This is a genomic window from Thermococcus eurythermalis (genome assembly GCF_000769655.1).
Classification (GTDB): Archaea; Methanobacteriota_B; Thermococci; order Thermococcales; family Thermococcaceae; genus Thermococcus; species Thermococcus eurythermalis.
This window is the reverse complement of the sequence record NZ_CP008887.1, coordinates 825,172-837,181: the sequence shown is the minus strand read 5'-3', so window position 1 is coordinate 837,181 and position 12,010 is coordinate 825,172. Positions and strand designations below refer to the sequence as shown.

The 12,010-nt window shown below is 54.2% G+C and carries 14 protein-coding genes and 1 tRNA gene; 7 read left to right on the top strand and 8 right to left on the bottom strand.

Going from position 1 to position 12,010, the window contains the following annotated elements; translation table 11 throughout:
• Positions 1 to 88 precede the first annotated feature (88 nt).
• Positions 89 to 559 carry a hypothetical protein gene (locus tag TEU_RS04440; RefSeq protein WP_050002637.1) on the top strand — a complete coding sequence of 157 codons (471 nt, stop codon included), beginning with the start codon at positions 89 to 91 and terminating at the stop codon, positions 557 to 559.
• 649 nt (positions 560 to 1,208) lie between these two features.
• The gene (locus TEU_RS04435; RefSeq protein WP_050002636.1) at positions 1,209 to 1,994 is read left to right on the top strand and encodes a 4-phosphopantoate--beta-alanine ligase; all 786 of its coding nucleotides are present in this window, start codon (positions 1,209 to 1,211) and stop codon (positions 1,992 to 1,994) included.
• A gap of 2 nt (positions 1,995 to 1,996) precedes the next feature.
• Here TEU_RS04435 and TEU_RS04430 read toward each other — a convergent pair whose 3' ends face one another.
• Together TEU_RS04430 and TEU_RS04425 are read right to left on the bottom strand one after the other, a co-directional pair.
• Positions 1,997 to 2,728 carry a helix-turn-helix domain-containing protein gene (locus tag TEU_RS04430; protein WP_050002635.1) on the bottom strand — a complete coding sequence of 244 codons (732 nt, stop codon included), beginning with the start codon at positions 2,726 to 2,728 and terminating at the stop codon, positions 1,997 to 1,999.
• 193 nt (positions 2,729 to 2,921) lie between these two features.
• Positions 2,922 to 2,999: transfer RNA gene (locus tag TEU_RS04425), tRNA-Pro, on the bottom strand.
• 67 nt (positions 3,000 to 3,066) lie between these two features.
• On the opposite strand from TEU_RS04425, the gene TEU_RS04420 reads away from it, so the two are divergent.
• The 4 genes from TEU_RS04420 to TEU_RS04405 all read left to right on the top strand — a co-directional run bounded on the left by TEU_RS04420 (position 3,067) and on the right by TEU_RS04405 (position 7,045).
• A complete protein-coding gene (locus TEU_RS04420) occupies positions 3,067 to 4,122 on the top strand; it encodes a glycosyltransferase (protein WP_050002634.1) in 1,056 nt (351 codons plus the stop codon).
• Between the two features lie 67 nt (positions 4,123 to 4,189).
• Complete coding sequence (locus TEU_RS04415) at positions 4,190 to 4,903, top strand: RAD55 family ATPase (protein ID WP_050002633.1); 714 nt, start codon at positions 4,190 to 4,192, stop codon at positions 4,901 to 4,903.
• Positions 4,900 to 5,328, top strand: coding sequence for a hypothetical protein (locus tag TEU_RS04410; RefSeq protein ID WP_050002632.1), 429 nt, complete (start codon positions 4,900 to 4,902; stop codon positions 5,326 to 5,328). The genes TEU_RS04415 and TEU_RS04410 overlap by 4 nt, the downstream gene beginning before the upstream one ends.
• Positions 5,329 to 5,356: 28 nt before the next feature.
• Positions 5,357 to 7,045, top strand: a complete 1,689-nt coding sequence (locus TEU_RS04405) for a DUF4910 domain-containing protein (RefSeq protein ID WP_050002631.1) — start codon at positions 5,357 to 5,359, stop codon at positions 7,043 to 7,045.
• Here TEU_RS04405 and TEU_RS04400 read toward each other — a convergent pair.
• Together TEU_RS04400 and TEU_RS04395 are read right to left on the bottom strand one after the other, a co-directional pair.
• Positions 7,026 to 7,358: a transcriptional regulator gene (locus TEU_RS04400; RefSeq protein WP_050002630.1), complete on the bottom strand. Its 333-nt coding sequence runs from the start codon at positions 7,356 to 7,358 to the stop codon at positions 7,026 to 7,028. The two genes, TEU_RS04405 and TEU_RS04400, sit on opposite strands and share 20 nt — an antisense overlap.
• A gap of 65 nt (positions 7,359 to 7,423) precedes the next feature.
• Positions 7,424 to 8,071, bottom strand: a complete 648-nt coding sequence (locus TEU_RS04395; protein WP_050002629.1) for a metallophosphoesterase — start codon at positions 8,069 to 8,071, stop codon at positions 7,424 to 7,426.
• Positions 8,072 to 8,532: 461 nt separating this feature from the next.
• Between TEU_RS04395 and TEU_RS04385 the strand changes: the two genes are divergently transcribed.
• Positions 8,533 to 9,327: a nitrilase gene (locus tag TEU_RS04385; protein ID WP_050002628.1), complete on the top strand. Its 795-nt coding sequence runs from the start codon at positions 8,533 to 8,535 to the stop codon at positions 9,325 to 9,327.
• Here TEU_RS04385 and TEU_RS04380 read toward each other — a convergent pair.
• The 4 genes from TEU_RS04380 to TEU_RS04365 are packed head-to-tail and all read right to left on the bottom strand — an operon-like array spanning position 9,315 to position 12,005.
• Positions 9,315 to 10,079, bottom strand: a complete 765-nt coding sequence (locus TEU_RS04380; RefSeq protein WP_050002627.1) for a class I SAM-dependent methyltransferase — start codon at positions 10,077 to 10,079, stop codon at positions 9,315 to 9,317. The genes TEU_RS04385 and TEU_RS04380 overlap by 13 nt on opposite strands.
• A gap of 33 nt (positions 10,080 to 10,112) precedes the next feature.
• The gene (locus tag TEU_RS04375) at positions 10,113 to 10,853 is read right to left on the bottom strand and encodes an SdpI family protein (protein WP_227738766.1); all 741 of its coding nucleotides are present in this window, start codon (positions 10,851 to 10,853) and stop codon (positions 10,113 to 10,115) included.
• Positions 10,840 to 11,646: an SdpI family protein gene (locus tag TEU_RS04370; RefSeq protein ID WP_050002626.1), complete on the bottom strand. Its 807-nt coding sequence runs from the start codon at positions 11,644 to 11,646 to the stop codon at positions 10,840 to 10,842. The genes TEU_RS04375 and TEU_RS04370 overlap by 14 nt, the downstream gene beginning before the upstream one ends.
• Positions 11,643 to 12,005, bottom strand: a complete 363-nt coding sequence (locus TEU_RS04365) for a PadR family transcriptional regulator (protein ID WP_050002625.1) — start codon at positions 12,003 to 12,005, stop codon at positions 11,643 to 11,645. Before TEU_RS04365 ends, TEU_RS04370 begins: the two co-directional genes overlap by 4 nt.
• Between the last annotated feature and the right edge of the window lie 5 nt (positions 12,006 to 12,010).

Sequence of the window (12,010 nt, the reverse complement as noted above, 5' to 3'; positions counted from 1 at the left end):
CGCGCTTAGGTCAAGTCGATGCACCGATGAGGAGTGTCATCCCTCCTGATGTCGAGATGATGACATTATCCCCACCTGAGGTGGTCTCATGCTCGGATTTTTGAAAAGAAAGAAGAAAGAAGTCCGCGGGCCCTTCGTGTACCTGACCGAGCCCACCTTTCTCTACCACACCAAGACGGAAAAGGCAATCCTCGAGATTATCGAGGAAAAACTGGGCTCAAACAACGTCCTCGTCCCCTCAGACTACGGCATGAGGGACACCAGCGACAGGATTAAGGAAGCTGAATACCTCGTTGCAGTTGCCCCGCTCGGGAAGTTCTCGTCCCTCGTCTGCAGGGAAGTCAAAATCGCGCAGGAGCTTGGCGTTAAAATCTGCACCTTGCTCATAGCCCGCGAGGGGAACGAGCTGGTCTACCTGTGGGTCGAGGGTATTCCTGAAGACGTAGAATGGCTCTCCCCTGAGGAGACTATGGAGTTCACCAAGACCTTCATCAACAGCGAGTTCATGGACCAGATAAAGCACGGCCTTATCTTCGGCTCAAGAAAAAGGGAGTGGTAGAGAAAGTTTCCAGCACCTATCACGACCGCCTTCTTCACTCTGTCCATCAGCCGCATACTCTGGTAAAAGGCACTCTCTTGTGAGGGCCAATCATAGTTCGGAACTCGTTCGCAGTGTAAATTCCATAGGGAAGGGTTCCAGATACGTTTTTGGGCCTAGAGTTGCCCACACCCATACACAACCCTTTCGGGCACAAAATGCTTAGAAAAGGAAGTTCAGTTGAATCCAACCTCTTTCAGAATCTCTACAACCTTATTAAAGGGTTCTGCAAGGGTTTCCTCGCTCCCATCTTCTTCCTTAACCCTTGCCTCAATCATTTCCAGCACCTCGATTTTATGCATGCGTTTATTATGGCGAAGTGACAATAACACCAAAGGTTATAAACTTTTCGTGTAAGCCATTTGATTTACACTGTCAATGGGGAGAAAGAATGTAAAAATGTAACAAATGTCCGACTAACACGCGCGTCGAAAGGAAAGGGACATTCCGCAATGTTATACTGGGGTGACACATCAAAGTACACTATCATTCGGCTACACCAGCGCCTTAAACCACCTGGAGAGACAATTTTCTTCAATGCCGCTTCAAACGGAAGAAATCTGAGAGAATCTTTTTATCCGGTTCTCACAATCCTCATCAGGTGATAGAAATGGTGAAGATACCCGAAAGCCACCCGCGCTACTGGAGCCTCTACTACAGGGAGAAGATCATCGAGGGAATGGGGAAGGGCATGACCGCAAAGGCCGGCCTCATTGCCCATGGCCGCGGCGAGGCCTTTGACTACCTCATCGGGGAGAGGACGATAGAGCCGGCGGAGAGGGCTATGAAGGCAGCTGTTGCGAAACTGCTCTTGGCAAAGCACCCGGTCATTTCGGTGAACGGCAACGTCGCTGCACTCGTCCCGAAGGAGACGATAGAGCTCGCCAAGGCCCTCAACGCAAAGCTTGAGATAAACCTCTTTTACAGGACGGAGGAGCGCGTTAGAGCGATAGCCGAAGAGCTCCGCAAATACGGCCCGGAGATAGAGCTTCTCGGAATTAACCCGACGAAAAGGATTCCCGGTCTGGAGCACGAACGCGGGAAAGTAGATGAGAACGGCATATGGAAGGCAGACGTCGTAGTCGTCCCGCTGGAGGACGGTGACAGGACGGAGGCGCTCGTGAAGATGGGCAAGTTCGTCATCACGGTTGACCTAAACCCGCTGTCAAGGAGCGCGAGAATGGCCGACATAACAATAGTGGACAACATAGTCAGGGCTTACCCAAGGATGACGGAGCTGGCAAGGGAGATGAAGGACTACAGCAGGGACGAGCTCATGAAAATCGTTGAACAGTACGACAACGGGAAGACGCTGAGCGACGTGCTCATCCACATAAGGGACAGGCTAACTAAGCTTGCCGAGGAAGGAATTTGGAGAAGAAAAACGCTGGAGTGAACCTAAAGCTCCTTTTCGGTCTTTTCCACGAGCTTTCTAAGCCCCATAATGAGTTCCGTCTCACTGCCGGCCTTGGAAACAACCAGCGGAACCCTCTCGCGCTCGGCGAGCTTTACTGCGAGCTCGTCCAGCTTCTTGACCCCATGGAGGACGACGACTGCAGGCTTGAGGCCCTGGACGCGGACGGCTATCATTGGACTCCTTCCGGTTGTTACCTTGGTGAAGACCAGCGCCCTCTCAGTAGTCCAGCCGTAGAGCTTGAGGAACTCCTCACTGCTCATTTCAAGGATTGCCCGTATGCTGTCAACGACTGTGTAGCCGTATATGCGCCTATCGAGGAGGTGCATGTTGGCGACGACTTCTCCCTTAACTGCTTCAACGATGTCCTTTATCGTCACGGGAAGGGCAAACTCCCTGATGTCGAGTATCGCATCAGTGGGAAGCTCACCCTCTATCGTCTTGCTGAAGGCGCGGATTACGTTCCCGCCGCGCTTCTCGTCTATTTCAAGAAGGGCCTCAACAAACTTCCTTATCGTCGAGGCGCCGGGGCTCTTCCTCCTTCCGCCCTCATAATCGCTGATGACAGAAGATGAGACGCCGAGGTAATCAGCAAGTTCGGTCTGGCTTATGCCAAAAATCTCGCGCCATTTCCTCATAGTCTTTCCAGGGTCAGCGGAAAGGGTTATCTCCCCAGCGATTCTTTTAGCGAGCGCTTCTTTCTCTTTCTCCAGCATGCGTGTGACTACTCGTAATGAATTATAAGTCTTTCGGCAATTGCTTAAACCCCTTCAGGTTTTGGACTATTAGATGAAACTGACCTCCTCCCTGCCCTGAAGGGCGAGGCTTTCAAAAGAAAAATGTAACCACACAAAAAACACCGGCAGAGAACCTTCAGAAGTCGAGAACTGTTCAAAACAGAAGTTTGACTGGTGGGGCCGCCGAGATTTGAACTCGGGTCTCCGGCTCCCGAAGCCGGAAGGATAGGCCAAGCTACCCCACGGCCCCATGCCCGCTCATAAGGACTTCGCAGGCCTTATAAAGTTTACGGCCTACTACGGCAGGGTGTGTAATCATGAGAGTCAGCATCATCGTCCCAACTTACAACGAGCGCGATAACCTTCCGGAACTCTTTGAGAGAATTTCGGGCTCACTCAAAGGCTACGACTACGAGATAATAATCGTCGACGACGACTCTCCAGATGAGACGTGGAAGCTCGCGGAAGAGCTTTCAAATAAGTACCCAGTCAAGGTAATCAGGCGAACCGACAAGAAGGGGCTCTCCTCCGCTGTAATCAGAGGGTTCAAGGAAGCAACCGGCGACGTTTTTGTCGTGATGGACGCAGATTTACAGCACCCTCCAGAGGTCATCCCCAACCTTCTGAAGGCCATTGAGGAAGGTGCCGACATAGCAATAGCGAGCAGGTACGTGCCCGGTGGAGGGGTCAAGAACTGGTACTGGTACAGGAAGCTAATCTCAAAGGGCGCGATAATGCTCGGCCGCATCGCCCTGCCGAAGATAAGGAACGTTAAAGACCCGGTGAGCGGTTTCTTCGCCCTGCGGAGGGAAGTCGTCGAAGGGGCCGAGCTGAATCCGGTCGGCTTTAAAATCCTGATGGAAATCCTGGTTAAAGGCAACTACCGCAAAGTCGTTGAAGTGCCATTCGTCTTCGGCCTGAGGAAGGCGGGCGAGAGCAAGCTGAGCGGCAAGACGATGCTCAACTACCTGAGGCACCTCTACCGCCTCATGCGCTGGGAGGGTGAGCTGGACAGGCTCGTGAAGTTCTCAATAGTCGGATTCTCAGGAATTCTCGTCAACGAGGGCTTCCTCTGGCTGTTTGTTCACCTTGGTCTGAGCAAGTACGTCGCAAACATCCCCGCAACCGAGCTGGCGATACTAAACAACTTCATATGGAACGACCTGTGGACGTTTAGAGACCTCAAGCGGAAGCCCCTATGGAAGAGGCTCGCAAGCTTCCACGCCGCGGCGCTGACGGGTGTACTCGTCCAGTGGGCAATCTACGTGCCCCTCGTGTGGCTCGGCCTGCATTACTTACTGGCAAATCTAATCGGCATAGGAGTATCGTTCTTGGTTCGCTTCGCCGTCAACAGGCACGTCACGTGGGGTTGAATATCCCACAAAGACTAACCTTTTATACTGGATTTTCTTTATGATTTTCCAAGGAGGTGTGCAGAAAATGTATGTAGGGGAGCTGCTCAAGGGGCTTGACAGGATACCCACCGGAATTCCCGGACTCGATGGGATGGTTGGAGGGGGATTCCTGCCCGGCAGGGTGTACCTTGTCACAGGCCCCCCTGGAAGCGGTAAGACAACGTTTGGGATACAGTTCCTGGTGGAAGGTGCAAAGAACGACGAGAAGGGGCTGTTTATCTCGCTCTTTGAGCCACAGGAAGTTATCATCCAGGACATGCTCCGTTACAATTTTGGGATACTTGACCACTTCCAGTCAAAGAGGATAGTCTTCTATGACCTGGGAGAGATTCTTCTAAGCGCCAACCGCGAGCTCACGTGGGAAGAGCTCTTCAAACTTCTCATAGAGATAATCAAGCGCGAAAAAGCCAAGAGGGTAGTTATCGACTCATTCAGCCTCTTCGAGTCCTTCGTCAGTGACCCCGCAGGAAAGAAAAAGGCCCTGGGTCGCTTCGTCAGACTGTTACGCTCCCTTGAGGTCACAACGATTCTCCTGTCGGAGATGCTGAGCTCTGAAAAATACACAGACGAGTATTACCTCGCCGACGGCGTCATAGTGCTCCACCACTTTATGCGCAACTACCAGATGATTAGGGCCCTGCAAGTGCTCAAGATGAGGGGTGTTCCCCACGACAGCAACCTCAAGAGGCTCCGCTTCACGACGGACGGAATAAGGGTCTACCAGGAGGCGCCGCTATGACGGACAGGAAAAAGACCCTCCTTAAGGAGGCATACCAGCTCGGATACTTCATAGGCTTCAAGGGGCACAGCGAGTGGGCTGGATGGGTAAGGGAAAAGAAGGAAGAACTGTACAAGAAGGCAGAAGATCTCGGAATCTACGAGGCCGTTAAGGAGGCATACAGAAAGGGCAAAGAGCTTGGACAGAGGGACAGGGCAGAGGAACTTCAGAAAGGTCTTGTGGTTAAACTCGAGCCGGAGGATCTCGAGTCAAAACCGGAGCACGCTGCCCCAATCGAGAGCGAGGAGGTAGAGGCAGAGGAGCGCACAGAGATCGAGCACGAGTACGTGGAGTTCCTTCAGACCACGAAGCTGACAATGCCTCCCGAACTTTTGGACACTCTAAAGCACCTTGAGGCACCAAAGATGCTCCGGCTGGGAGACTAACCTTTTTAGGTTCTTTCCCCGTCTTATTATGGTGGCCTTTATGAAGATGCCCGACGTCCGGCTGAACCCCGAAAAAGTTCTCAAGGAAGTTTCTGAAATAGCCGAGTTCCACAGGATTCAGGGCTCAAGGGAGCTCGTTCAGGGCGTTGAGATGCTCAAAGAAAAGCCCGACGCCATAGGAATTGAAAACCGCATCGTAAGTTCTTCTTACGACGGGGAGACCTGGCACGGAACCCTAGCGTCCCCCCTAGCCTGGAACCCAGTCTACGGGGAGCTCTCTTATGGAGAAAAGATGCTAACGACGGAAGAGAGCCCCCTTTTACTGATGGCCCACTCCCCAGCAGGGGAGGCCAGGGGGGAACTTCTCCCGATTCTCCGCGAGGAGGACTGGGAAAAGGCCGAGGGAAAAATCGTTCTCATTGGGAGGGACTGGAGGAACGCCTATAAGAAGGCCAACGAAGCCGGGGCAAAAGCGTTCATAGCTTATCGTGAGGGAACGGGAGAGTTCTACCCGTACATTGGCCTCTTCCTCACGAAAGAGGATTTGGAATGGGCGAAAATCCCGGCCCTAGCCGTGCCCGAGAATATAGCAAGGGACCTGGTTTCCAAAGCCCTTAAGGGCGGCGTGGAGGTCAGCCTCTCGGCCCAGGTCGATACTCCCGGAAAGGAAGAGCTTCCGATGCTATACGCAACCGTTGGGGAACCGCCTTACATAGTCCTCTCGGCCCACATCTGTCACCCCAAGCCCGGAGCAAACGACAACGCGAGCGGGAGCGCGATGCTGATTGAGCTCGCTAGGATTCTGAATGAGGCATACAGAGACTCGTTCCGCTTCGGGTTTGCCTTCCTGTGGGTTCCAGAGTACCACGGGACGCAGGCCTTTTTTGAGAAGGCGAAACCGGACGAATTCTACGTCAACATAAACCTCGACATGGTAGCTGGCAGTTCTGACAGGAACGGGTCAACTCTCATGCTCGTCAGGGCACCGCTATCGCGCTTCTCCATCGTTTCCGGCCTCTTGGAGCACTTCATAGAGCAGACAAACCGGAAAGGAAAGAGCTTTTCAGGAAGCGACCTCCCCGCGATGCCCTTCAAGGCTTACCCCTACGAGATGGGGAGCGACCACGACATCTTCAACTTCTTCGGAGTTCCGGGCACGATGCCCATAACGTGGCCCGATAAGTTCTACCACTCAAGCGGGGACACCGTTGAGAAGCTAAGCCTAGAGTCAATCGCGATAATAGGAAACGCCGTCCTAGCAACTGCTCTTGCGCTTGCAATGGAGGAGAAAGAAAAGCTTAGGCGCTTTGCGAGGGGCTATGCAATGAAAGTCCTCGGAGAGACGGCCATGAACGTAGACACTGAGGAGAGCGAAAAGCTCGTGATGAGGGGCCTCGCGAGGGATTCAGCCTTCATCGGCTTCGAGCTCGGCCACGACTTCGAGAGCAAACCCTGGCTCAAGTGGAAAGATAGGGGAATCCTCAACGAGAGGCTGGTCAGAAAGAAAGGTGGAAACGCAGAGGAGTTCAGAAAACTAACAGAAGACAGGAAGACCTACAACCAGCTCCACGAACTCCTGATGCTCTCCGAGATGCTACCAAAGGAACGGGCCTTCAGGGCGCTCGAAGAGGAATATGGAGCCGTGGATAAAGAAAAGCTTGAGGCGCTCGTGAAGATGCTCCTGGAGACGGGGGTCGTCAATATTTCGCCCTCGTGAACTCCTTCTCCAGTTCGCTTATTTTTTCAAGTATATTCCGCTTGATGTTTTCGAGGAGCTCCGCCGGCGAAACTGCCGTGTATGTGTAGCCGAGCCAGCCCTGCTGGATTAGCTCCCTCCGGAGCATGCCTTTTCTGTACAGGCTGAGGACGTGCTCTCTGACGGAACGCTCGCTGATGCCGACTTCCTTGACTATCTCAGTAATCCTCATCGGCCTCTTCTTCTCCAGGAGCAGGCGGTATATCCTCAGCTCGGTCTTCTTCACACCCAGGGAGCGGAGCAGTGCCTCAAGCCTCTCGTAAACCTCACTCATTTTTTCTCACCGCTGCACTTCTCACCTATGAAGTTATTTATGCATACACCTTAATAAGAGTTTTCTTAGACCTCAATCCTTCCGAGGTACAGCCCCTCCGGCAGGAACAGCTCAACTTCCCGCACACCCCTCAGGAAGGGAATCAGCCTTATGCCCTCTCTGATGTCAAAGCCCTCTATGTAGGGGTTGATTGTGGGGAGAACAAGGAACTTCCCGGTTCTAACGAAGACCTTGACCTTACGCGCAGTTCCGCCGTACTTCAGCGTGTAGGCGGGGTGGGCGTGGCCGAGGAAGGCCTCTTCAAACTCGACTTCCGGAAGTCTCGTGTGGCCGTGCAGGAAAAGGTGGCCGTCGATAACGAAGTGGTCAGCGACCTCGACGTTCGGAAACTTCTCAGCGACCTCCTCAATCCTTCCATCGTGGTTGCCCTTGGCGATGAGAACTCTGACATCTTTTACCGCCGAAAAGAACCGGAGGAGCATCTCCTTAAGGCGGAAGCTCAGGCCGAGGGGCTCTTTCACGTCCCCAAGGATTACAAGGGCATCGGCACCCGTTTCAAGAACGAACTCGGCCAGGTGCTCTTCAAAGCCCGTCCTGATTCTCAGGCCCCTCGACAGCTCAAAACCTATGTGGGGGTCGGCTAGCAGAAGGGTCTTTCCGAGGGAGGTGTCAACCAAAATGGATAAACGCTCAAAATCCGAAAAAAGGAACATAGAACCACCGGGCTTCAGATAAGCCCGCGCTCCTTCCTGCGCTGCCTCTTGAGCCTCCTTATCCTCTTCTTGATCCACTTCCACCTCATCCTTCCCTTCTTCTTCCACTTCCTTGGGCGCCTCTTCATGAGCATCACCTCTGAATTTCTCTCCGGGGTCAGCTCGGCAAGCCCATTTTTAAGCTTTTCCCATAAGAGCACAGGGCCCTCTCCTACCGTGAATCCCCCAAAGGACGGCCGAACAATCTTTTCTCATGGGGGATTTCGTACACAACTTAAACATCCCTATTTGTGATTTTGAAAAGTTTTTAGCAGTCAATACGGCATTGCGTTGTTGAAGCTATCGCATTCTGCTAATGTACTGACTAGACGCGTCAAATCCCCGTAAGAGGAAAATTAAACTGCGTATTCGCTTCCCACTAATCTTATCTACTTTGCAGTCCAATCTAGAGGGGTGGTACCATGAAGGTCGCGTACGTCCAGATGGAACCGGCCTTCCTTGACCCCGAAAGGAACTACTCCAAGGCCGAGAAGCTCATAGGCGAGGCCGTCAAGGAAGGCGCCAAGCTCGTTGTTTTACCAGAGCTCTTTGACACCGGCTACAACTTCGAGAGCCGGGACGAGGTAGGGGAGGTGGCCGGCCAGATACCGGACGGCCCGACGACGGAGTTCCTCGTCGAGCTCGCCAGGGAGAAGGAAGTCTTCATAGTCGCGGGAACGGCAGAGAAGGACGAGCGCGGGAACCTCTACAACTCCGCCGTTATCGTTGGCCCCGTGGGGTGGGGATACATAGGAAAGTACCGCAAGGTGCACCTCTTCAACCGTGAGAAGCTCTTCTTCAGGCCCGGGAACCTCGGCTTCCACGTCTTCAACATCGGCATGGCCAAAGTCGGAGTGATGATATGCTTCGACTGGTTCTTCCCGGAGAGCGCGAGGACTTTGGCCCTGAAGGGGGCGGAGATAATAGCCCACCCAAGCAACCTCGTCATGCCCTACGCCCCGAGGGCGATGCCGATTAGGGCTTTGGAGAACCGCGTTTACACGATAACGGCTAACAGAGTCGGCGAGGAGCGCGGGCTCAGGTTCATCGGCAAGAGCACGATAGCTTCGCCAAAGGCAGAGGTTCTGGCAATGGGAAGTGAGGAAAATGAAGAGGTCGCGGTCGTGGAGATAGACCCCTCCCTTGCGAGGGACAAAAGGCTGAACGAGCTCAACGACGTCTTCAAGGACAGACGACCACAGTACTACGTCCTGTGAGGCCCTCTGAGGTAGATGATGTCGCCGACGTTTACGATGCCGTGCTCGCCATTCCTTATTATCCTCGCCTCCTCGAAGAGGGCCTTTCCAAGGCCCGCCAGCCCCGCCAGGTCCCAGTAGCGCGTCTCCATTTCCCCAATCCTCTTCCAGCCCGGCAACTTGTAGTAGCCCCTCCTGATGACACCTCTGAGCGGGTCGTAGCCCTCATCGAGCGAGATTACCGTGTAGTCCTCGCCCCGAACTTCAGGCACAATCTCGCGGTAGGCTCTCCTGTAGAAGAACGCCCCAAAGCGGTCGGTCTCTTCAAGCAGGAAGACGCCGTCGCCTTCGAGAACCCCCGCGACGTTCCTGAAGAGCTCTGCCGCCTGGAACGGGTCAAAGTGGGGCATCGTGTGGCCGAAGATTAGGGCAACGTCGAACTTGCCGAGCCTGCTCAGATCGTCGAGGCAGTCCATAACGGCTCCGTAAACCTCACCGCTCACCCACTCCTCGACGAGTAGCAAATCCTCCTTCCTCCTGTCAACAACGGTGAGAGACGCCTCATAGCCCCACTCACGGAGCGTCTCGTAGAGCGCACCGCCGGCTATCCCTGTCCCCGCGCAGAGGTCGAGGATGCGGAGCTTCCGCCTGTCCGGAAGGAGGCCCTCCTTGACGGCCCAGTTGAAGAAGGAGCGCAGTCCCATGAACCTCCTCTGGGCCACCTCGCTCTTCGGGTCCATATACGTCCTCAGGTAGCGATAGAGCTCCTCCATCGTCTCACCAGCACTGGTTGGTGCGTGTTCCTTTTAATAGTAACCCTCCTCGTAGGCGCTCGTTAGGGCGACGAAGGCGGCGTAGAAGACCGCGCCGAGAGAGATAAGCAGGAGGAGCACCACAAACAGAGGGTTCGTATTACCCTTCAAAGCAGACACCGCCAGGAGCAGGCTTATCATTCCCGAAACGACCGCCATCGCCTTTGCAAAGCCGAGTGCCATTTTTCCCCTAAATTTGGGCGCCAGCTGGAAGACTATTGGCCTTGAAGCGAGGAGCGTGAGGCCCAGGATGAAGAGCTGGACAAAGATGAGTATGGAAATTTCCCGGTCTGGAAGCTTCCCATTGATTAGGAGGACCAGGGAGAGCCCTACAAAGACCGTCTGGAGCGCCAAATACTTCCCAACCCGCGGCGGCCTTATTCTCCTTTCGGGCTTCTCGGGGGCCTCCTCGGATAGCTCCTCAAGCTCGTACTCGCGCTTTGCAACCAAGTAAGTCACCGGAATAATCACTCCAAAGCAGGAGAGAAGAACCGCCATCAGCCAAGGCATTGGCAGGAAGAAGGAGAGGAGGATCAGGAGGACCCCGGTCAGCATAATTCCGGCCCCCGAAACGCGGTTGGCCCTTCTCCTCGCCCTCTCCGAGATGTAGGTGTAGCCTATCCTGAAGCCTATCCCTGGCTCCCCCTTAGACGTGAACGTCAGGACTCCCATAATTATGAGGAAAACCCCGAGGAACAGACCATAGAGGATTCTCAGGAGCTCATACCCGTTCATCTCCCCCCACCGTGAGGAGCCTGTATATTGCGAATACGAGGAGGGCGAGGAACAGGTAGACCCCGTAACTTATCACGTTGCTCGGAACGATGCCCACATTGTAGAGGAGGGTTAGTGTAAAGACAGAAACCAGACCACAGCTCAGAACCGTTGTAAACAGGCACCACGCCCCCAGGTTCCTCGGGTAGAAGTTGGCCCTCGCGAAGAAGGCAGGCTCCTTGGCTGGAAGCGTGAGGACCAGCGGGAGAAGCCAGACTAAAACCGGAACGCCAATAACACCCCATAACCTGCCCGAATAGCCGTCAGGCTCACTGCTCGCGTTGAAGTGGGTCGCAATTCTCTCGGGGAGCCTGTCCCACAGGAGGGCAACCAGCAGGAGGTAAAACGCTAAAAAGCCGAGCTGGGTGAGGAGGTAGGGCTTTATGCTCGCTCCCTCAGTTTTGCCCGTTGCGGGGGGCTTCTCAGGGGCTTCCTCCGATAGCTCATCAAGCTCGTACTCACGCTTTGCCATCCACAGACCGATGAAGAGCTGAATTATGACAAACCCAACCACTCCAAGGGTAAAGATGTTCCTAGAAACACCGTAAAAGGCCAAGGCGAGCAGGAAGAGCGAATATACCACGGAGAACACTCCCGCGAACGTGTTCACCTTCTCCCAGGCCCTCTCGGAGTGATAGGTGTAGCCCACGCGGAAGCCTATGAGAGGGTTTCTCCTCTTCCGAAACGCCAGGGCTAGAAGACCCCCTAAAAGCAGGACCAGAGAAACAAACATCTCAAAAGCTGTCTCACTCATTTCAACCCCTCCAGCCTTTTAAGGGTCTCAACTATTACCTGCAATTCTTGTCTCAGCTCATTCAGAACCTCCTCACCCAGCTCCGTCAGGGAGTAGTACTTCCTCGGCCTTCCTCCGATTTCGGCCCAGCTGTCTCTCACGAGGCCGAGCTTCTTCAGGCTCTTCAGTATGTCGTATAAGGCACCTTCGCTCGGGACGAGCCTTCCCCCGCTGAGCTCCCCGAGCCTCTTCCTTATCGCGTAGCCGTGCAGTTCACCTTCCTTCTCCAGGAGGGAGAGGACCAAATAGGAATAAAGGCCGGAGCGGAAGTCTTTCCTGAGCTTCTTCAGCGCCTTCTCCTTCCTGTCCCCCGAGAGCACCGTGC

Coding starts and splice junctions, on each gene's coding strand:
- TEU_RS04410 (WP_050002632.1), top strand. CDS start 4,900: ATGACGGACAGGAAAAAGACCCTCCTTAAGGAGGCATACCAGCTCGGA.
- TEU_RS04430 (WP_050002635.1), bottom strand. CDS start 2,728: ATGCTGGAGAAAGAGAAAGAAGCGCTCGCTAAAAGAATCGCTGGGGAG.
- TEU_RS04420 (WP_050002634.1), top strand. CDS start 3,067: ATGAGAGTCAGCATCATCGTCCCAACTTACAACGAGCGCGATAACCTT.
- TEU_RS04370 (WP_050002626.1), bottom strand. CDS start 11,646: ATGAGTGAGACAGCTTTTGAGATGTTTGTTTCTCTGGTCCTGCTTTTA.
- TEU_RS04435 (WP_050002636.1), top strand. CDS start 1,209: ATGGTGAAGATACCCGAAAGCCACCCGCGCTACTGGAGCCTCTACTAC.
- TEU_RS04415 (WP_050002633.1), top strand. CDS start 4,190: ATGTATGTAGGGGAGCTGCTCAAGGGGCTTGACAGGATACCCACCGGA.
- TEU_RS04440 (WP_050002637.1), top strand. CDS start 89: ATGCTCGGATTTTTGAAAAGAAAGAAGAAAGAAGTCCGCGGGCCCTTC.
- TEU_RS04395 (WP_050002629.1), bottom strand. CDS start 8,071: ATGTTCCTTTTTTCGGATTTTGAGCGTTTATCCATTTTGGTTGACACC.
- TEU_RS04400 (WP_050002630.1), bottom strand. CDS start 7,358: ATGAGTGAGGTTTACGAGAGGCTTGAGGCACTGCTCCGCTCCCTGGGT.
- TEU_RS04375 (WP_227738766.1), bottom strand. CDS start 10,853: ATGAACGGGTATGAGCTCCTGAGAATCCTCTATGGTCTGTTCCTCGGG.
- TEU_RS04405 (WP_050002631.1), top strand. CDS start 5,357: ATGGTGGCCTTTATGAAGATGCCCGACGTCCGGCTGAACCCCGAAAAA.
- TEU_RS04385 (WP_050002628.1), top strand. CDS start 8,533: ATGAAGGTCGCGTACGTCCAGATGGAACCGGCCTTCCTTGACCCCGAA.
- TEU_RS04380 (WP_050002627.1), bottom strand. CDS start 10,079: ATGGAGGAGCTCTATCGCTACCTGAGGACGTATATGGACCCGAAGAGC.